Origin of the sequence: Nesterenkonia sandarakina, assembly GCF_003003175.1 — a bacterium.
Lineage (GTDB): Bacteria > Actinomycetota > Actinomycetes > Actinomycetales > Micrococcaceae > Nesterenkonia > Nesterenkonia sandarakina_A.
This window is the reverse complement of the sequence record NZ_PVTY01000001.1, coordinates 201,301-221,739: the sequence shown is the minus strand read 5'-3', so window position 1 is coordinate 221,739 and position 20,439 is coordinate 201,301. Positions and strand designations below refer to the sequence as shown.

At 67.8% G+C, this 20,439-nt stretch carries 13 protein-coding genes; 3 read left to right on the top strand and 10 right to left on the bottom strand.

The genetic code is table 11. From position 1 onward, the window contains the following. Positions 1 to 26: 26 nt before the first annotated feature. From BCL67_RS00940 to eat, 5 genes are all read right to left on the bottom strand, one after another. Complete coding sequence (locus tag BCL67_RS00940; RefSeq protein ID WP_106121600.1) at positions 27 to 803, bottom strand: 3-oxoacyl-ACP reductase; 777 nt, start codon at positions 801 to 803, stop codon at positions 27 to 29. Positions 804 to 851: 48 nt separating this feature from the next. Next, positions 852 to 2,210 carry an aldehyde dehydrogenase family protein gene (locus tag BCL67_RS00935; protein WP_106121599.1) on the bottom strand — a complete coding sequence of 453 codons (1,359 nt, stop codon included), beginning with the start codon at positions 2,208 to 2,210 and terminating at the stop codon, positions 852 to 854. After that, positions 2,207 to 2,920, bottom strand: a complete 714-nt coding sequence (locus tag BCL67_RS00930; RefSeq protein ID WP_374955613.1) for a gamma-glutamyl-gamma-aminobutyrate hydrolase family protein — start codon at positions 2,918 to 2,920, stop codon at positions 2,207 to 2,209. The genes BCL67_RS00935 and BCL67_RS00930 overlap by 4 nt, the downstream gene beginning before the upstream one ends. Before the next feature lie 85 nt (positions 2,921 to 3,005). Next, positions 3,006 to 4,352, bottom strand: coding sequence for a glutamine synthetase family protein (locus BCL67_RS00925; protein ID WP_106121597.1), 1,347 nt, complete (start codon positions 4,350 to 4,352; stop codon positions 3,006 to 3,008). Between the two features lie 121 nt (positions 4,353 to 4,473). Next, positions 4,474 to 5,616, bottom strand: a complete 1,143-nt coding sequence (gene eat / locus BCL67_RS00920) for an ethanolamine permease (protein WP_374955615.1) — start codon at positions 5,614 to 5,616, stop codon at positions 4,474 to 4,476. Positions 5,617 to 6,141: 525 nt separating this feature from the next. On the opposite strand from eat, the gene BCL67_RS00915 reads away from it, so the two are divergent. Beyond that, complete coding sequence (locus tag BCL67_RS00915) at positions 6,142 to 6,858, top strand: FadR/GntR family transcriptional regulator (RefSeq protein ID WP_106121596.1); 717 nt, start codon at positions 6,142 to 6,144, stop codon at positions 6,856 to 6,858. A gap of 57 nt (positions 6,859 to 6,915) precedes the next feature. Here BCL67_RS00915 and ftsY read toward each other — a convergent pair whose 3' ends face one another. Then, positions 6,916 to 8,115, bottom strand: coding sequence for a signal recognition particle-docking protein FtsY (ftsY, locus tag BCL67_RS00910; protein WP_106121595.1), 1,200 nt, complete (start codon positions 8,113 to 8,115; stop codon positions 6,916 to 6,918). 202 nt (positions 8,116 to 8,317) lie between these two features. Here ftsY and BCL67_RS00905 point away from each other — a divergent pair, with 202 nt between their 5' ends. Beyond that, complete coding sequence (locus BCL67_RS00905) at positions 8,318 to 10,501, top strand: acyltransferase family protein (RefSeq protein WP_181255831.1); 2,184 nt, start codon at positions 8,318 to 8,320, stop codon at positions 10,499 to 10,501. A gap of 3 nt (positions 10,502 to 10,504) precedes the next feature. Here the strand turns inward: BCL67_RS00905 and wecC are convergent, their stop codons facing one another. After that, positions 10,505 to 11,740, bottom strand: coding sequence for a UDP-N-acetyl-D-mannosamine dehydrogenase (gene wecC, locus BCL67_RS00900; protein WP_106121593.1), 1,236 nt, complete (start codon positions 11,738 to 11,740; stop codon positions 10,505 to 10,507). Positions 11,741 to 11,943: 203 nt separating this feature from the next. On the opposite strand from wecC, the gene BCL67_RS00895 reads away from it, so the two are divergent. Further along, positions 11,944 to 14,139 (top strand): acyltransferase family protein, encoded by a 2,196-nt coding sequence (locus BCL67_RS00895; RefSeq protein WP_181255830.1) that lies wholly within the window; start codon positions 11,944 to 11,946, stop codon positions 14,137 to 14,139. Between the two features lie 24 nt (positions 14,140 to 14,163). On the opposite strand, the gene BCL67_RS00890 is transcribed toward BCL67_RS00895, so the two are convergent. The 3 genes from BCL67_RS00890 to BCL67_RS00880 are packed head-to-tail and all read right to left on the bottom strand — an operon-like array spanning position 14,164 to position 20,370. After that, positions 14,164 to 16,968 (bottom strand): glycosyltransferase family A protein, encoded by a 2,805-nt coding sequence (locus BCL67_RS00890; RefSeq protein WP_106121591.1) that lies wholly within the window; start codon positions 16,966 to 16,968, stop codon positions 14,164 to 14,166. Then, complete coding sequence (locus BCL67_RS00885; RefSeq protein ID WP_106121590.1) at positions 16,965 to 17,357, bottom strand: hypothetical protein; 393 nt, start codon at positions 17,355 to 17,357, stop codon at positions 16,965 to 16,967. Before BCL67_RS00885 ends, BCL67_RS00890 begins: the two co-directional genes overlap by 4 nt. Next, on the bottom strand, positions 17,350 to 20,370 hold the full coding sequence (locus BCL67_RS00880) for a glycosyltransferase family A protein (RefSeq protein WP_106121589.1): 3,021 nt from the start codon (positions 20,368 to 20,370) through the stop codon (positions 17,350 to 17,352). The genes BCL67_RS00885 and BCL67_RS00880 overlap by 8 nt, the downstream gene beginning before the upstream one ends. Positions 20,371 to 20,439 lie beyond the last annotated feature (69 nt).

Here is a 20,439-nt window from a genome sequence, read left to right as displayed (position 1 = left end):
TTGCGCCCCGGGGGAGCGACGCAGACTCAGAACGGTGTGACATAGGCGCCAGAGATGCCGCCGTCGACCAGGAAGGTGGAGGCCGTCATGAAGGACGAATCATCGCTGGCGAGGAACGCCACGGCGGCCGCGAGCTCCTCGGGCTCCGCGAACCGGCCCAGCGGGACGTGGACCAGTCGGCGGGCCGCCTTCTCCAGGTCCGTGGCGAAGAGCTCCTTGAGCAGCGGCGTGTTCACCGGTCCCGGGCACAGGGCGTTGACCCGGATGCCCTGCCGGGCGAACTCCACACCGAGCTCCCGACTCATCGAGAGCACGCCCCCCTTCGAGGCGCTGTAGGAGATCTGCGAGGTCGCGGCCCCCATCACGGCCACGAAGGAGGCGGTGTTGATGATCGATCCCTTGCCCTGATGCTGCATATAGGGGATCGCGTATTTGCAGCAGTAGTAGACCGAGGTGAGGTTGACGTCCTGGACCCTGCGCCAGGCATCGATGTCGGTGTCCAGGATGGACGCATCCTCCGGTGGGGCGATGCCGGCATTGTTGAAGGCGATGTCCACGCTGCCGAACTCGCTGTGGGTCCGTGCGTAGAGGTCCTCGACCTCCTCCGGGTTGGTGACGTCGACCTTGACGAACAGTCCTGAAAGTTCGGCGGCGACTCGCTCGCCGGCGACCGCGTCGAGGTCGGCGATGACGACGCGGGCACCTTCGGCGGCCATCCGACGAGCGCTGGCCAGACCGATGCCGCTGGCACCTCCGGTGATGACGGCGCTGCGGTCGACGAGACGGCGGGCATTGATCTGCATGGAGCTCCTTGATCGAGGGATGGCGGTCGGGATGTTCTGCACGGCTTCTCAGCTGCTGGAGATGAAGACGTTCTTGGTCTCGGTGAAGGCCTCTGCCGCGTCCGGGCCCAGCTCGCGGCCGAAGCCGGACTGTTTGAACCCGCCGAAGGGGGTCCAGTAGCGCACCGAGGCGTGGGTGTTCACCGAGAGGTTCCCGGCGTCGACCCCTCGGGAGACCCGCAGCGCGCGACCCACGTCACGGGTCCAGATGGAGCCGGACAGCCCGTAGTCAGTGTCATTGGCCAAACGGATCGCGTCGGCCTCGTCCTCGAAGGGGACCACGGCGATGATCGGTCCGAAGATCTCCTCGTGGAAGGCCCGAGAATCAGGCGACGGGGTGAGCACGGTCGCCGGGAACCAGAACCCCGGCCCGCTGGGCGCGGATCCCTGAAAAGCGATCGGTGCGTCGTCGTCGAGGTAGGCGGCGACCGAGTCCCGGTGCGTGGCGGAGACCAGCGGGCCCATGTCGGTCTGCTCCAGGCGCGGGTCCCCGCAGTGGAAGTCGCGCACCGCAGGTTCCAGCAGCTCCAGATAACGGTCCAGGACCGAGCGCTGCACGAGCACCCTGGATCGGGCGCAGCAGTCCTGGCCAGCGTTGTCGAAGGCACCTCCGGGGGTGGAGGCGGCCGCCTGCTCCAGGTCGGCGTCGGCGAAGATGATGTTGGAGTTCTTTCCGCCCAGTTCCAGGGTGAGCCGCTTGATCTGGTCCGCGCAGCCGGCCATGATGCGCTTCCCCACGGCGGTGGAGCCGGTGAAGACGATCTTGCGCACCCCCGGGTGGGTCACGAAGCGCTCGCCGACCACCGAGCCCTTGCCGGGGAGCACGGTGAACACCCCTTCGGGCAGGCCCGCCTGCAGTGCCAGCTCGCCCAGCCGGATGGCGGTGAGCGGGGTGATCTCCGCCGGCTTGAGCACCACGGTGTTCCCCGCCGCCAGGGCCGGAGCGAAGCCCCATCCGGCGATCGGCATCGGGAAGTTCCAGGGCACGATCACCCCGATCACTCCCAGCGGCTCGTGGAAGGTCAGATTCGCCCCTCCCGGGGCGGGGATCTGCCGACCGGAGAGCCGCTCCGGGGTCCCGGAGTAATAGTTGAGCACGTCCCGGACATTGCCGGCCTCCCAGCGGGCATTGCCGATCGTGTGCCCGGCGTTGCGCACCTCCAGGGCGGCGAGATGCTCCAGGTCCGCATCCACCGCCTCGGCGAAGCGTCGCAGCAGCCGGGCGCGATCCGCGGGGTCCACGGTGCGCCAGGTCGAGAACGCACGCTGGGCCCGGGCGATGGCGGCGTCGGTCTCCTGAAGCGAGGCCAGCTCGATGGTCTCGATGATCTCCTCGGTGGCGGGGTCCAGGATCTCGGTCACGGTCATGGGTGCAGTGCGTCCTCTCGGTCGTGCTGGGGCTGCCGCTCGGCGCCCCGGTGGTCGTCGTGGTGGTCTCGTTCCGCGGCGAATCGCCGGGCGACGTCGATGAATCCCTCGAAGAGCCGCGCGTCCTTGCGGTTCTCCTCGGGGTGGAACTGGACTCCCAGGGTCCAGGCGCCGGTGGTGGTCTCCACCGCCTCGATGGTGCCGTCCGCGGCACGGGCGGTGACGATGAGGCCTTCGGCGACCTCATCCAATGCCTGGTGGTGATAACAGGGGGACTCCGCGCTCTCACCGAGCAGACTGGCGCAGCGGCTGCCGGGTACGGTGCTGAACTGGACCTTTCCATAGCGACCCGGGCCGGGCTGGTACTGCCCGGCGTTCGGGTTGACGTCGGGAAGGTGCTGGATGAGGGTGCCGCCCAGCGCAACATTCAGGATCTGGGCGCCCCGGCAGATCGCAAACAGCGGCACACCCATCTCCAGGGCCGCGCGGGTCAGCGCGATGTCGTGTAAGTCCCGGCTCGGCTGGGAGGAGGTCAGTTCGTGCCGGTCGGCGCCGTAGAAGCGCGGATCCACGTCGACCCCGCCGATCACGATCAGCCCGTCGACGAGCTCCAGCACCGAGGGATCGGTTCCCACCGGGGGCAGCAGCAGCGGGGTGCCCCCGGCCGCCGCGATGCCCTCCACGTAGGCGCCCGGCACGATCGCGGCCACCGAGCTCCAGTCTCCCCACGACCCTTCCTGGTAATAGGTGGTCAGTGCGATGCGGGGACGGCGGCTCAGGCTCGTCCCCGAATTCTCAGAGCCGCTCAAACCCACGGTGCAGCTCCCAGTCGGTGACGGCAGACTCGAAGGCCTCCAGCTCCACATCGGCGTAGTGGACGTAGTGCTCCACGACCTCCTCGCCGAACACCTCACGGGCCAGTGCCGAGCCCTCGAGCAGGTCGCGGGCCTCGCGCATGGCCTTGGGCACGACCTGGGCGTCGGACTCGTAGGCGTTGCCCTCCATCATGGGTTCCAGCTCCAGCTGATGCTCGATGCCGTAGAGACCCGAGGCGAGCATGGCCGAGAGCGCGAGGTAGGGGTTCACGTCGCCTCCGGGAAGCCGGTTCTCCATCCGGGCGGACTGACCGCTGCCGACCAGGCGCACCGCGCAGGAGCGGTTGTCGATGCCCCAGGCCACGGCGGTCGGCGCGAAGCTGCCCTTCGCGAAGCGCTTATAGGAGTTGATGTTCGGCGCGTAGAAGATCGAGAGCTCCCGCATGCCCTTGAGCACCCCGGCGATGAAGAAGTCATAGGTGGCGCTGCGGGCGTTCTTCTCCTCGTCCCAGAAGCTCAGCTCGCCGTCGAGCCCGCGCAGGGACATGTGGATGTGACACGAGCTGCCTTCACGCTCATTGGGCTTGGCCATGAAGGTGATGGACTTGCCCTGCTGCTGGGCGATCTGCTTCGAGGCCAGCTTGTAGACCACATGGTTGTCGGCGGTGACCAGCCCCTCATCGAAGCGGAACGCGATCTCATGCTGGCCGAAGTTGCATTCGCCCTTGGCGCTCTCCACGGTCATCCCGGCGGTGTACATCGCGTTGCGGATCTCGCGCAGCAGCGGTTCGACGCGCTGGGATCCCAGGATGTTGTAGTCCACGTTGTACCGGTTCGCCGGGACCAGGCTCTGATAGTTGGAGTCCCAGGCATCCTCGTAGCTGGTGTTGTAGACGCAGAACTCGAGCTCGGTCCCGGTGAGCATCCGATACCCCATCTCTCGGGCGCGCTCGAGCTGCCGGGTCAGCATGGCCCGCGGCGACATCGGGATCAGCTGACCGTCATGGGCGGTGAGGTCGCACTGGATCATCACCTGTCCGGGGTTGTGCGGCATCAGCCGGATCGTGTCCAGGTCCATGGCGAAGCTCATGTCCCCATAGCCGGCCTCCCAGCTGCTGATCGCGTAGCCGCCGGGAGTGTTCATCTCGGTGTCCACCGCGAGCAGGTAGTTGCACCCCTCGGCGCCCTCCTCGAGCATCGAGTCCAGGAAGAACTGCGCATGGCAGAGCTTGCCCTGCAGTCGACCCTGCATATCGGTGAAGGCGAGGACCACGGTGTCTATGCGTCCCTCGGTGATCTCCTGGCGCAGCTCGGGCACGGTGAGCATACGATCGTTGCGGGGGTGTGCAGATGATGTCGTCACGGGATCCGATCCTTGGGTAACAGGGGTGGGGCGGAGGTTCTGCGCCGCGCGGGGCGGGGAGCCGCGCGGCGCCTTGGGGGCGGGTTCAGTGCAGGGTGGTGTCGGCGTCGTCGAGCATCGCGAACTCCTCCTCGGGGGCGTTGGCGACGAGGTGATGTCGGCTGTAGAACCAGAAGTAGGCCAGGAAGAGCAGGAACACCCCGGCGGTGATCGAGGCCGCGAGCACATCGACCAGGAAGGTCGCGATCACCGCGACCACTGCCAGCACCAGGGCGATGCCGGTGGTGACCACTCCGCCGGGGGTGCGATAGGCGCGCGGCAGATCGGGTTCGCGGATCCGGAGCACGATGTGTGAGAGGTTCAGCAGCACATAGGACACGGTGGCGCCGAACACTGCGATGTTGATCAGGAGTCCGCCGTCGCCGGTGGCCGCCGCGAGCACGAAGCCGATGGTGCCGGGCACGATCAGCGCCACCCAGGGGGTCCGGCGTCCACCGGTCAGCGAGAGCCAGCGCGGCAGATACCCGGCGCGGGAGAGCGCGAAGAGCTGGCGTGAATAGGCGTAGATGATGGAGAAGAAGCTCGCGATCAGTCCGGCGAGCCCGGCGTAGTTCACGATGCTCGCCACGACGCTGCCGGAGCCGTCGACGGCGCGGATCGCCTCGGGCAGCGGGTTGTCGGAGGTGCTCATCGCCTCAGAGCCGGCCGCCCCGGGGACCAGGACCAGCATGAGTGCTCCGGTGACGAGCAGGATCAGCATGCCCACGATGATTCCGCGCGGCATGTCGCGTGCCGGATCGGTGGTCTCTTCGGCGGCCAGCGGCACGCCTTCGATCGCGAGGAAGAACCAGATGCCGTACACGAGCGCGGCCATCGCCCCGGCGTAGCCCATGGGCAGGAACGCGCTGGCGCCCACGGCGTCGTCCGGCACGATGTCGAAGAGGTTGGCGACGTCGAAGTGCGGGATCAGCGCGAAGACCGTGACCACGAGCGCGAGCAGCGCGACCACCGTGATGCCGAACATCAGCCGAAGCGCCTCACCGACCCCATAGAGGTGGATGCCGACGAACACCGCATAGGTCACCAGATAGACCGGCCAGGAGTTGGTCATGCCGAACAGGCCCAGCGCCTCGATGTAGCCGCCGATGAAGGTGGCGATCGCGGCGGGGGCCACTGCGTACTCGATGAGCACCGCGACCCCGGTGGCGAACCCGCCGAGGGGTCCCAGTGCGCGCCGGGCGAAGCCATAGCCCGCCCCCGGCGGTGGGCAGCGAGGAGGACATCTCGGCGAGGCCGAAGACCATGCAGGTGTACATCAGGCCCATGAGGATGAACGCGATCAGCAGACCGCCCCACCCGCCCTCGGCCAGACCGATGTTCCATCCGGCGAAGTCGCCGGAGATGACGTAGGAGACGCCCAGACCGGCCAGCAGGATCCAGCCTGCGGCCCCGGCCTTGAGCCGACGATGTTCGTGGTAGCTGGAATCAGCGGCCGATGCTGTGGTCTTGTTGTGCGGCATGGCAGTCCACCCCTGTGGATTTGAACCGGCTAGAACACCTCCAATGGACTGTTTTCAGTCCATGGTGTTGTGCGGAAGCCTGACAGCTGGACCCAGGACCGTCAAGAGGTTGTCGACCGCAGCGCGTTGACCGGGGGGTCTGGAGCGGGGCAGCCCGTAGGCTGGGGCCGAGGCGGGCGGGGATGTCAGTCCTGGGCGGTGAACCAGGGCGCGAGTCGGAACGGAGGCAGAAGATGACGGCGGCAGAGTACGGCGACCCTTATGCGGTGCTGCGTCCGGTGCGTTCGGGCAACACGTTCGAAGAGACGATCGAGCATCTGCTGCAGGCGATCCGGGTCGGGCTCTTCCCTCCGGGGCAGAAGCTGCCCGCTGAGCGTGAACTGGCCGAGCATCTCGGGGTCTCCCGCGCGACGCTGCGGGAGGCGCTCGCGGAGCTGCAGCAGGCCGGCTTTCTTGACATCCGGCGAGGACGCCATGGCGGGACCTACGTGCTGGAGGCCCGCGATGCCGGGCGGCAGGGGAGCGTGCCGCTGGAGCCGGCCCAGCGCCAGGACGTGCTGGTGTTCCGGGAGGTGCTCGAGCCCGCGGCGGCCGAGCTTGCCGCCCAGGCGCAGCTGAGCACCTCGGCGCGGGAGCACCTGTTGGCCTGTCTGGCAGACCTGGAGAGCGCCGATCGGGGCAGCTATCGGGCCCGGGACTCTCGGTTCCATATCGCGATCGCGGAGCTGAGCGGGTCACAGTCGCTGATCACAGCGGTGACCGACACCCGGGCGAGGGTGAGCGCGCTCCTGGACGAGATCCCGCTGCTGCCGGCGAATCTCGAGCATTCCAACGAACAGCACCTCGCGATCACCGAGGCGATCCTCGACGGAGACGGGGCCCGCGCGAAGTCACTCATGATCGATCATCTTCAGGGCACGGCCTCGTTGCTGCGCGGCTTCCTGACGTAGGCCGCCCTTGGGGGTGGACAGAGCTGCTCGGTCTCCTTGCGGGAGGCCGAGCCCGGCTCAGCGGTCTTCGAGCAGCGCGGCGACGAACTCGGCGGCGTCGAAGGGCGCGAGATCGTCGGGCCCCTCGCCGAGGCCGATGAGCTTCACCGGGACGCCCAGCTGGCGCTGGATCGCGACCACGATGCCGCCGCGGGCGGTGCCGTCGAGCTTGGTCAGCACGATGCCGGTGACGTTGACGACCTCGGCGAAGACCTTGGCCTGGTTCAGCCCGTTCTGTCCGGTGGTCGCGTCCAGGACCAGCAGGACCTCGTCGACGGCGGACTTCTTCTCCACGACGCGCTTGACCTTGCCGAGCTCGTCCATCAGGTTCGACTTGTTCTGCAGCCGGCCGGCGGTGTCGATCATGACCACATCGACCTCGAGCTCGATGCCGCGGTCCACGGCTTCGTAGGCCACCGAGGCCGGGTCTGCGCCTTCGACGTCGGACTTCACGGTCGGGACTCCGACCCGGTGGCCCCAGGTGCTCAGCTGCTCTGCAGCGGCGGCCCGGAAGGTGTCGGCCGCACCGAGCAGGACGTCCTTGTCCTCGGCGACCAGCATCCGGGCCAGCTTGCCCACGGTGGTGGTCTTGCCGACGCCGTTGACCCCGACGACCATGACGACGGCCGGGCGGCCCTCGGCCGTGACGGTCAGGCGACGGTCCAGGGTGGGATCGACCAGGGCGGTGAGCTCTTCGGTGAGCATCGCCTTGACCACGGCGGGGTCCTTGGTTCCTTCGACCTTGACGCGTTCGCGGAGCCGGTCGACGAGCTCCATGGTGGGGTCGGTGCCGAGGTCTGCCATCAGCAGGACCTCTTCGATCTCTTCCCAGACGTCCTCGTCGATCTCGTCTCGGGAGAGCAGGGCGAGCAGTGACTTGCCGAAGATGTTGTTCGACTTGATCAGCCGGGCGCGAAGCCGCGCCAGCCGGCCCGCCACCGGCTCCGGTGTCTCGACGGTCGGCTCAAGGACCGTCGGCTCCTCGACCAGGTCGACGCCGTCGCCGAGGGTCGGCTCAGCGGTCCCCGGGCGGTCCTCGGTGGGGGCCTCGAGGGTGTCCACGCCGCCGGAGGGGAGGTCATCCGGGTCGCGCTGGGTCAGGTATTGCTCACGCTTGTCCTTGGGCAGCAGCTTGCCACCCTGCACCAGGAAGAATCCCAGGGTGCCGAGCAGAGTCACAGCAAGAACGATGAACAGAATAAGTACGTCAAAATCCACGGGCCCAGTCTGTCACAGACCTGCCGAGCCGGAGGCCAGGGCCACGAGGATTCCCGCCTCCCGCGAACCACCAGGACGCTGGAGTAAGGTGCGGCATCGGACTCTTCGGCGACCATCCAGGTTGCAGACCGATCCTCGATGGACGTGAACCCAGCGGCGCCCCGGCGGCGATGATCAGACAAGGCGGAAGGCTCATATGAGCGTGACTTCGACTTCTTCGGCGGAGGCGACGGCCTCAGGACGGCCCTATCCGGCCGCTGGCGGAGCCCCGACCCGCTTCCAGCCCGAGATCCAGGGGCTGCGTGCGCTGGCGGTGCTGGTCGTGCTACTCTATCACTTCTGGCCCGACCGCCTCACGGGTGGATATGTCGGCGTCGATGTGTTCTTCGTGATCTCGGGCTACCTGATCACCGCGCATCTGTTCAAGGAGGCGGTGAAGACCGGGGGAGTGCGGCTGGGGCAGTTCTGGGCCCGCCGCATCCGTCGGCTGCTCCCGCTGAGCCTGTTGGTGCTGCTGCTGACCGCGATCTCCGCCGTGCTGATCCTCCCGAGCACCGCGTGGCAGGCCACGCTGCGCCAGATCATCGCCTCCACGCTCTACGTGCAGAACTGGATCCTGGCGGCCGACGCCGTGGAGTACTCCAAGGCGGACGAGCGGGCCACAGCCGTCCAGCATTTCTGGACGCTCTCGGTCGAGGAGCAGTTCTATATCCTGTGGCCGGTCCTGCTGGCGCTGACGCTGATGGTCCTGGCGTTCCGGCAGCGCCGCTCCGGCGCCCCCGCTCTCGAGCGCCGCCAGATCCGGGCTGCCTTCCTGTGGGTGGTGGGGCTGCTCGGGGCGTCCTCACTCGCGTTCTCCATCTACTACACCGCCGCCGCACCCGCGCAGGCCTACTTCGTGACCCCGACACGGATCTGGGAGTTCACCCTGGGGGCGATCGCGGCACTGGTGCTGGGATCCCGGCAGTTCAGCGGCCGGTGGGGCAATCTCCTGGGCTGGACGGGGTTCCTGATGATCGCCGCCGCGGCCGTCTTCTACACCGATGCCACCCCGTTCCCCGGATGGACCGCGCTGGTGCCGACCCTGGGCACCGTCCTGGTGCTGGCCTGTGGGGGCCGCGAACCCGGGACGGGAGTCCACTGGTGGCTCTCGCTGCGACCCGCCACGGCCATCGGTGACTGGTCCTACGCGATCTACCTCTGGCACTGGCCGGTGGTGATCTTCTCGCCCTACATCAGCGACGCCGCAAGATTCTGGTACGTGAAGGTCCTGCTGATCCTGGGCATCATCGGCCTCTCGGCGCTCAGCACCCGATTCTTCGAGACCCCGATACGTCGCGCGAAGATCCTGCTGCCCACCTGGCGGACAATGGTCGCCGCCGGTGCCGGAATGGTGCTGGTCATCGTCTCCGGGATCGCTGCGGTCTCCACCATGCAGTCCGGCGCCGCCGACTCCACACTGACCGAAGACCACCCGTGCTATGGCTACCAGGCGCTGGCGAACCCCGAGGAGTGCGGCGCCCCGTTCGAAGGGGAGCTCGGGCTGTTTCCGTCGCCCGCGGTGGTGACCGAGCAGTACCAGGAAGAGGCGTTCCCCGGCTGCCAGGCCGAGGAGGACGCCCCCGGCGTGCAGGAGTGCTGGCTCGGGGCGCAGGAGTCTGAGGCCGACGGCACGATCGCGGTCTTCGGCGACTCCCACGCCACGATGTGGCTCCCGGCTCTCGACGAGATCGCCCAGGAGCAGGAGAAGCAGCTGTTGGTGCTCACGCGTTCAGCCTGCACGCCGCGAGGCGGAGAGGTGGGGGACGACTCCAGCGAGTGTCTCAAGGCCAATGCCGAGATCATCGATCAGCTCTCTGAGGATGAGAGCGTCGACACGGTGGTTATTGCGGCCAGCCAGCGGCACTTCGAGTTCGGTGGGCCCAGCCGCGACCTCGGCCTGGACGCCGAGGAATACGACCTCGACGATTCGGCCCTGGCGATGTACGAGCCGATCCAGCGCTGGCTCGAGGCGGACAAGGACGTCGTGGTCTTCGGCGAGGTCCCCCGGATGAGCAACGACGAGCAGGAGGAGACCCTGCCGGAGTGCGTGGCGCTCAACGAGGATGACCTCTCTGCCTGCAATGAGACGCTCGAGGACACGCGGGTGGGGGACCGCTGGCTCACCCGTTCCGCTGAGGTCTTCGCAGATGCGGAGGACTACCACTTCGTGCCCACCGAGGATCTGGTGTGCCGCGAGGATACCTGCTACGCCGTGCTCGGCGGTGCCATCACCTACTCGGACAACAGCCACCTCGCCCGGACGTTCGTGCGCTCCACGACGGCCGAGCTCACCGACCGGATGGAGCCGGCGCTGTCCGGCAGCCTGGCCGGGAACTCCCAGTGAGCCTCAGCGCCAGATGCCGCGGGTGTCGATCACCGTCGCGTCGTCCAGGCGGGAGACGGGGAGCTCCTTGAACACCTGATGATCGACCAGCAGCACGACGACGTCGGCACGGTCCAGGGCCTCCTCGAGTCCGCTCAGCGTGACGTTGCCGAACCCGGTGAGTGAGGCGGGAAGCGCCTCGATATGCGGCTCCACTGCGAGCAGCTGCGCATCGGGGGCGCGCCGGGCGAGCTGCTCGGCGATGTGCAGCGACGGGGACTCGCGCAGATCATCGATGTTCGCCTTGAAGGCCAGTCCCAGCAGCGCCACCGTGGCTCCGGCCCCTGCAGATTCCAGCGCCTGTTCTATCCTGCCCAGAACCCATTCGGGCTTGGCATCGTTGGTCTGACGCGCGGTGCGGATGAGGTTTGCATCCTGCGGAGCGGCGTCGACGATGAACCACGGATCCACCGCGATGCAGTGACCCCCGACTCCGGGACCGGGCTGGAGGATGTTGACCCGCGGGTGGTGGTTGGCGAGCTCGATCAACTCCCAGACATCGATCCCGAGCTTGTGGCTGATGACCGAGAGCTCGTTGGCGAACGCGATGTTGACGTCGCGGAAGCTGTTCTCCGTGAGCTTCGCCATCTCTGCGGTGCGGGCGTCGGTGAGCAGGAACTCACCCTTGCAGAAGGCCGCGTAGAGATCACGGGCGGCCTCCGCAGCCTCCGGCGTCAAGCCACCGATGATCCGGTCATTGGTGATCATCTCTTCCATGATCTTCCCCGGCAGCACGCGTTCAGGGCAGTGGGCGACCAGGATGTCGTCGGCGCTGAGATCGGGGCGGGCGGACAGGATGCGCTGCGCGAGATGTTCGGTTGCGCCGGGCGGAGAGGTCGATTCAAGGATGACCAGCTCCCCACCGGTGAGCTTCGCGGCGATCCCGTCTGCGGCAGCCTCGATATAGGACAGGTCAGCCGAGTGGGTCTCGGTGAAGGGAGTGGGGACCGCGACGATATAGGCATCGGCCTCCGGCGTCTGCGTGGTGGCGCTCAGCGTGCCGCTGGTGACCGCGCGCTGCAGGACCTCACGAAGCCCGGGCTCCACGAAGGGCACCTCACCCCTGTTGATCGCCGCGACATTGCGCTCGGAGACGTCCATGCCGATGGTGGTGACGCCATGGTCCGCGAGGATGGCGGCGGTGGGCAGACCGATGTAGCCGAGGCCGATGACAGCGACGCGCGAGAGGTTCCTGGGCAAGGTGGATCACTTTCTTAGGCGACACGGTGGAGCTGGCAGCCCGAGGGGCTGACAGCACGCGAGTCTATCCCAGCGGGTTCATGCGGTCACTACCTGATTCGAGCTCCAGAATCCGGGGTCCGGTGTGGGGTCGGGGATTCTCAGAAAACGGCGATATCTTAGTTCGGTTGCAATCGAGCGTCGAAGGAATCCAAGAACCGTCTATGTCCACACGCGCTGAGCCCACCTCCGCCTTGCCGGTCGCTTCGCCGACCGTGCCGGAGGCCGGCGGACGGACCTCGCGCAGCGGACGATTCCAGCCGGAGATCCAGGGCCTGCGCGCGCTGGCGGTGCTGCTCGTCGTCGCCTATCACTTCTGGCCGGAGCATCTGACCGGCGGATATGTGGGCGTGGACGTCTTCTTCGTGATCTCCGGCTACCTGATCACGGCCCACCTGTTCAAGGAGGCGGCAAGGACCGGCCGGATACGGCTGGGACGGTTCTGGGCGCGCAGGATTCGGCGCCTGCTGCCACTGAGCCTGCTGGTGCTCGGGCTCACCGCAATCGCGGCGGTGATGGTCCTGCCCAGCACCGAATGGCAGAGCACCCGCCGGCAGATCATGGCCTCGGCGCTGTATGTGCAGAACTGGGTCCTGGCTGATGATGCGATCGACTATTCCAAGGCCGACGAGCGCGCCACCGCGGTGCAGCACTTCTGGTCGCTCTCCGTGGAAGAACAGTTCTACGTCCTGTGGCCGGTGCTGCTGGCCGTCGTCCTGGGCATCGCTCTCCTGGCTCGGCGCGGCCGGCCTGCTGCCGATGGAGAGGCGGTGCCGCGCAACTACACTCGAAGGATCTTCCTCTGGGTGATCGGACTTCTCGGCGCGAGCTCCCTGGCTTTCTCGATCTATTACACCGCCGATTCCTCAGCCCAGGCGTACTTCATCACGCCCACCAGGATCTGGGAGTTCGCGCTGGGCGCTCTGCTCGCCCTGGTCCTCGGTGCCAGCCAGTTCACCGGACGGTGGGGAAACCTGCTGGGCTGGGCTGGATTCGCAATGATCCTGGGTTCGGCGTACGCCTACAGCGAGATGACGCCCTTCCCCGGCTGGACGGCACTGATCCCGACCGTCGGAGCGACCCTGCTGATGGCCTGCGGCGGCAAAGCGCGTTGGACCGGGATCCACTGGTGGCTCTCGCTGCGACCCGCCACCGCGATCGGCGACTGGTCCTACGCGATCTACCTCTGGCACTGGCCGGTGGTGATCTTCGCGCCCTACCTGCTGGAGACCGCCGAGCAGTGGGAGGTCAAGGTCGCACTGATCCTCGGGGTAGTCGTGATCTCCGCGCTGAGCACCAGATTCTACGAGACTCCGCTGCGCCGGGCGAGGGTCCTGCTGCCCACCTGGCGCACTATGGTCGCCGCCGGCGCAGGGATGGCACTGGTGGTGGGCATCGCCCACTACTCGGTGGAGGTCGTGGAGCAGGAGTTCACCGCCTCGGAGCTCTCTGAGGACCACCCCTGCTATGGCTACCGGGCGCTGGCGAATCCCGATCAGTGTGGGGACCCGTTCGAAGGCACGCTGGGGCTCGCGCCCTCGGCGGCCGAGGTCGCCGAGCAGCCACGGGCGCCGGTGTATCCCGGGTGCCAGGCCGAAGCTGAGGACCCGGGGGTCCCCGAGTGCTGGCTCGGCGCCGACGAGTCCGAGGCCGACGGCACCATCGCGGTGTTCGGTGATTCCCACGCCACCATGTGGCTGCCGGCCCTCGACGAGATCGCTCAGGAGGCCGGCAAACAGCTGCTCGTGCTGACCCGTTCCAGCTGCACCCCGCGAGCCGCGACCTACGCCGAAGCAGAGGATCCCTGCGGAGAGGCCAACCTGGAGATCCTCGACATGCTCGCCGAGGATGACCAGGTGGAGACCGTCGTGGTGGCCGGGAGTCAGATGACCAGTGGCTTCGCGGGCCCCGACGTCGAGGTGGACCTGCCGGACTCCGAGGTGGAGCTCACCGCTCCGGCGCGCAGCATGCTGACTCCCATCCAGTTCTGGCTCGACGCCGAGAAGGAGGTCGTCGTCCTGGGCGAGATCCCTCGGCTCAACGTCGAACGCAATGACGAGGAGACGCTGCCAGAGTGCGTGGCGCTGAACGAGGACGACCCGTCAGCCTGCAACGACGACCTCGAGGACACCAGGGTGACTGAGCGCTGGCTGACCCAGTCCGAGACGGTCTTCGCCGAAGCGGAGAACTACCACTTCGTACCGACGGAGGATCTGCTCTGCTCAGAGGAGGAGGCCACCTGCTACGCGGTGCTGGGCGGGGCGATCACCTATAACGACAACAGCCACGTCTCACAGAACTTCGTCCGCTCGGTCACCGCGGAGCTGGACGAACGGATGGAGCCCGCGCTGCAGGAATGATCGGCGCGGGCATCATCTACGTGTTCAGCCGCGACGCGCCTTTGCCAGATGGTCCCAGAACTCTATCGCCGCGGGAGTGGTCCACTGGTGATCCCCGTAGTAGCCCAGGATGTCTGCCAGGGTCTCGGCTGCGAAGAGCCAGCTCGCCGGATCTGACTCGAGCCGGCGCAGCTTCGGGAGCATCCAGCTCACGAAGAACGGCTCCAGACGCAGGGCCCTGTAGTCCTCCAGCTTGCCCACCTCGCGCAGCCAGTCGGCGCGTGCGGCGTCGAGCGGACGGTACTTCTCGAAGTAGCCCGGGTTGATGGTGTTCACCGTGGAGTCACTGACCACGGCGTAATAGGTATGCACCCCGATGTCCTGCACCCGGATGCGGCGGGCGCAGTAGAGCATCTGCTGGAAGAAGTAGCTGTCCTGGCCCACTGCCCCCACGGGCTGCTCGAGTCCGCAGCCCTTGAGCCACTCGGTGCGCGCAATGACGGTCTGGATCCCCATGGGCCGAAAGCGCAGTCGCTCGAGGGCATCGCGGGGCACGGTGATCGTGCCCGAGGCATCCTGGTGTTCAGCAAGGGCCTCCCTCAGCAGCTGGCTGTAGCGCAGCCTGCCGAACCGACTGGCCCACTGGGTCATATCGCCCAGCACGAAGTCGACGTCCTCGTGCGATGACAGGTCTGACAGCAGGCTCGCGAAGCCGTCCTCCACCGCCTCATTATCGGGATCCAGGTAGGTGACGAAGGGAGTGTGGGTCAGCTCGAGGCCGGTGTTGCGCGGTCGGGAGGCAGAGCCTGAGCCGCCCCCGCCGTGGTGGTAGACCGTCACGTTGGAGTACTCGTGGGCCAGCTCCTCCACGGTGTCCACCGTGACCGGGTCGGTGGACCCGTCGTTGACCAGCAGCACGTGCATCTTCTCGAACACCGAAGATCGGCGCAGTGAGGCGAAGGCCTTGTGTCGAAGATGGTCGCCGTTGTTGTAGACCGGCACGATCACCGTCAGCTGCAGATCCAGCGCGTCCGCGGTGGCGGCGATGAGCGCTGAGCTTGCCGCGCGATCCTCATCGACCAGCAGCTCGGGGCGATCTCGACGCGCCGAGGCGCCGGACCGACGGGCATGATGACCGAGGTGATCACCGAAGAAGGTCCGCTCGCCTCGGGCATGGGCTCGCAGCGCCGCAGCGCTGGCGGTCGCGGAGACGGCGGGATGCCACCAGGCCGTGAGGTCTAGGCACAGAGTCTCGGTCGCTTCCGGAGACAGCGTCTCGTGGCGCAGCGCCGAGTGATCGGTCTGCTCGGCAGTTCCGTCCAGCTTCGAGACGATGCCGGCGCTCTGATAGCGGAACGCGGTGACCATGTCTGCCGCGTAGGTGGGGGAGTAGTGGCGCTCAACGGAGACCGGCAGCAGGATGTCATAGCTGCCGTGGCGGGCCGGCACCTGGTCCCAGGAGACCAGAGGAACCTCCGCGTGGGTCTGCGACGCCATCTCTGCGCTCAGCACCGGGTCCAGCTGGTCCTGGTGCCCAGTCCGCCCGCTCTGCTCGACGACCGCGAGCACCCGTTCTGGAGGTGGCGCTGGGGAGAAGCCCACCGCCGCACAGATGATCGCGAGCACGTCCGAGACGTGGTGGTTGCTGAAGGCGGTGCGGATCCCGTCCCCCTGGACGCGTCGGAGCTCTCCGAGGGTCAGCGAGGCGAGGGCATCGGAGACGTCCACCGCTGATTGCGGGACCCTCACGTGCGGGAGGTAAGAGTTGACACCCTGGTTATAGCCGCTGAGCACCAGGGAACCGGCGGCCTGCAGCTCGATGATGCGCCGGTCATAGAGTGTCTGGGAGCGGAGCACGTCATTGAGCACGATGCCGATGTCGGTGACCCGGTCGATGGCCGCGATCGCGGCGGATCCCGGGCTGTTGACGAGCAGCGGCCAATGACGTGCCGCGAAGCCGGCCCCGATCCCTGCTGGGAAGGTGTCCGCCTCACCCCGGCGCAGCAGGGCGGCGGGGAGACCAAGGGCGCTGACGCCGTCGAGGATCCAGTCCGCCATCATCCGCAGGTCCTCGGGGTTCTGGTCGACCTGGGCGTCGCCGAAGGTGATCACGGCGGAGCTGGCGCCGCGGGTGCCCAGCGGCGTGTTCTGCAGCGGATTGACCACCATCGGCACGCGGAGGACCTCAGTCTCGTCCCTCCGCGTGGCGGCATAGCGGCGGGCGGCCTCGTCTGAGACCGCGAAGACCCTGTCGCAGGCGTTGGCCAGGTCGCGGCCGGTGGCGGTGGTGCTGCGCGTCGTACGGTCCCAGAAGACCACGGGGACGTCTCGGCGGCGGCAGCCGGGTATCACCTCGGTCAGCAGCAGCTTCACCCAGGCCTGGCGCTGGTCCTCGGTGCCCTCCACGGTTCCCTCCGGCGGGACGCTGTATCGCGCGCCGATGCTGACCGGGGTCAGGATCACCAGATCGACCCCGTCGAGCGCTGAGGGTTCCTGCCTGAGTCGCGTCGCAGGGAAGCCGGTGACGTCAGCGGCCCCGCGCAGCACCTGCTGGGTCTGCTCGTCGTCGATGACTGCTATTCGCAGCGCCAGGCGCGGCCTCGAGACCCCGGGCTCTGGGTCCGGCAGCGCGCCCATCGCCGGAGCCAGCTGGTCGAGCAGGTCCGAGGCGTCTGTCCTGCCGCGAGAGAACGGGCTTCCGGGAGTCGGGCCCAGAAGCGCCATCGTCCCATTTTCGTGCAGCGCGCGCAGCGGGTCGGGTGCGGCCAGGAGCTCAGCGATCCGCGCGGCACCTGCCTCCAAGCGGTCCCCGCGCAGGGTCGGACCGGTCCGGCCCGGCTGCGGTGTCACCGGTTGAACCCTGCTCTGCGGGCCACCCGTTCGAACGGTCTCGAGAGCTTGCGTCCGGCGGCCCGCGCAGCCTTGTCTGGGTGTTGCAGGGTGAACTCCACGCGCTTGCGCATCTTCGAGGACCCCGCCGCGGACGCCGCCCGTGAGTCCTTTCCGCCGGGGCGATGGTCTTCGAGCTCCGAGACGCGCTGTTTGAGCGCGGCGATGTCGACCTCTTGGACGCGTTCGAGCTGACCGTAGGCCCAGTGAAGCTCGGCGAGCAGCGCCTGGTGCTGCTTGAGCAGCTCGACCACGACCTCACGAGCATTCTCGCTGAGGTCGGTCCCGGCGGTGCGCGCGTCCTCGGTCCGCGCCGCGGCGGTGCTGCTCGTCTGCTCGGTCTCAGTCATCGCCTTCACTGTCCTTCACATCGATGGTGCCCGGCCGGTTCCGGCCCTGCTGCGATCTTCGGTCCTGCCACCGCGTCTGAAGCTGTCCGGCTGTCTCATCGGGGCGCCCCTGGGAGCTGCGGAAGAAGCTTCGTCCGCGCGGGTCTCGCCAGCGCACGTCTCCGTACGCGGCGATGAGCTCGCGGAGCACGCCTGCCGCCTCTTCCCTTTCGTGTGGCAACACATGCTTGAACTTCTGCAGGTACCAGGACACGAAGAAGGATTCGAAACGCTGCTCGAGGTAGACCTCGAGCAGTCCCACCTCGCGCAGCCACGCCGCACGATCCTGCTCCAGGATCAGGTACTTTCGGAAGTAGTTCGGGGAGATCACGTTCACGATGGAGGTCTCCACCGCTCCGTAGTAGGTATACACCGGTCGGTACACCGGAACATAGGCCCGGGTGTGGAAGAACATCTGCTGGAAGAAGTAGGTGTCCTGTCCGACCGCGCCCACGGGCTGCACGAGGCCGAGGCTCTGGAGCCAGGCGGTGCGCGCGACCAGTGCCTCGATGGAGGCCGGCCGGAAGTTCAGTGCGACCAGGGCTTCAGGCTTGGGCCAGTCCAGACCGTCCCGGTGCTCGACGCCGGCCTGGAACCGCTCGTGGTAGTCGTGAACCGCGTAGTTGCGGGTCCAGACGGCCATGGTGCCCAGCGCATAGTCGGCCGCGGGCGCCTCACGCAGCCGTTCCAGCAGCTCCCAGTAGCCGTCTTCGAGCTCCTCGTCATCGGGGTCGAGGTAGGTGACGAACTCGGTGAAGCTCAGCGCCAGCCCGGTGTTGCGCGGACGGGAGGCTGATCCGGACCCGCCCAGGGAGTGATGGAACGCCGAGACGTTGGGCCAGGCGTGTGCGAGCTCCTCGATGGTCTCCACCGTGGAAGCGTCGGTGGAGCCGTCGTTGATCAGCAGGATGTGCATCTTCTCGAAGATCGATGAACGGCGCAGCGAGGCGAAGGCCTTGTGCCGCAGGTGGTCCCCGTTGTTGTAGATCGGTACGACGACGGCGAGCTCAAGTCCCTGCTCCTCGACGGTCCGGCGGAACTCCTCCCGGGCCTCGGCGATGTCGGTGCCCTGCTCGCGATCGATGTCGCGCCTGGCTCCGACGGGCCGGTGTCCCAGGTGGTCCAGGGCGTAGACCGGCATGGTGGAGCTCGAGGCACCCTGGCCAGCTTCCAGGGTCTTCAGCAGCGCATCGGGGGACCGCAGGGCCGCGAATGCAGGCCGCCACCAGGCGGAGAGGCCCAGGTCGGTCACGCCGGCCCGACGCTGGTGGGCGGCGTCGTCGGTGCTGGCGGCGTCGCCGTCGAGCTTCGTGGTCACTGAAGCTCCCTGGTACCGGAACGCGGCCACGTGGTCGGCGAGGTACTCCGGGCTGTAGCGCCGGGTGGGGTCCAACGGCACCAGAATCTCGAAGCCGCCTGTCGGCGGGGTACCAGCGGCGAGCTCGGCCCAGCTGGTGGTCTCGACCCTGGGGTGGGTCTGAGACGCGATGTCCGCTCGCAGGGCATCGGTGAGGTCATCGACCACCACCAGGACTCGATCCTGGGCTGCTTCGACGGCGCACCCGGCGGTGCGGGCGATCCGGGTCAGCACGTCGCTGCCGTGGTGATCGGTGAAGATCCTCCTGATGCCGTCGCCCTGGACCCGGCGGAGCTCATCGAGCGACATCGTCTCGAGCGTCTTGGAGACGTCCTCCGCGGAGTTCGCGATGTGGACCTGGGGGTAATAGGAGTTCACGCCCTGGTTGTAGGTCGAGAAGACCATGGTGCCGCATGCCTGCAGCTGCAGGATCTGCGGATCGAACACCGCCTGGGAGTCCTTCACGGCATTGACCGCCAGCCCGACGTCCATCGCCCGCTGCATCCGCGCCGATTCCGCGGCGGTTCCCAGCAGGGCAGCTTCTGCGCGGGTCAGGGTCCACGGCGCATAGTCGGCCGGGATGGCCCAGTGATACGGCTGGGGCTCGCGGGAGGCCGGCGGTGAGGCCAGTGGTGACCGGCGCTTCGGGGAGGGATCCGACGCCGGCCGAGGTGTCGGCGCCGACGTCGCCTGGAAGCCAGGGGTTAGATGAGGGGGGAGCAGCGCCGTCGGTCGGCCGGAGCCCAGCACCCCGTCGAACAGCGGGGGGATGAATTGGGGCTCGTCGAGGTGCGGCGCGGGGCGCAGCTGTTCGATGCCCAGCAGCGCGATGAGCCGGGTCGGCGCCGGGCGGGTCCCCAGCGGGGAGTGCAGCATCGGGCTGACCGGATGCGGAATGACCTCGACCGGAGTGTTCTCGGGGCAGTGGCTGCGCAGCAGGGTGGCAGCCTCCGGGTCGGTGGCGAAGACGTGCGTGCAGCTCTCGGCGATGACCGACCAGGGTCCCAGCCGAGGTCCGGAGGTCACGACCAGAGCCACGCTCAGTCCCTGGGCGCGGGCTGCGGGGATCAGGGTCTCGGTCAGGAATTCGCGGGAGTCCTCTGCCTCGGAGCCGATCAACACCAGGTCGAGGTTCTCGAGCTGCGTCTCCCAGTTTTCTGAGGTGAGGTCACGAAATTCGGCGAGGCCGAAGAACCCGGCGTGGAGTCGCGGCCCGGCGACCAGACCCACGCGCAGATCCAGGTGCGGCCTGGACACCCCGGCCTCGGCGGGGGGCAGCTGCGTCGCAGCGCTGAGCGCCTTCCGCCACGCGAGGGTGGGTGATTCCAGCTGGTCTGCGCCCGCGAGCGTGGCGGGAGAACCGGTCTCGGAGAGTGCGTCGGCGCGGCTGAGGTGCGCGGATGCGTGCCGTTGATGAAGACTCGTCGCCATGGAGTCCTGCGCGAGTCCCGACCAGGACTTCGCGGCTGCCCGGTGCGCCTGGGCGGCGGAGGCGAGGGCGGTCTGATGCGCGACCCGGGCGGCGCTGAGCACGTCGGCGTCGGTGGCAGCGTCCCGCTCCGCGACGGTGGTTGTCTCGGAGGCGGCGTCACTGGGGTGAAGGTCTATCCATCGCACATTGATACTCTAGAGCCTCGGTACATCCACTGCGCGGTGGACGCACTCTGCTTCGCGCTGCGCAGCCAC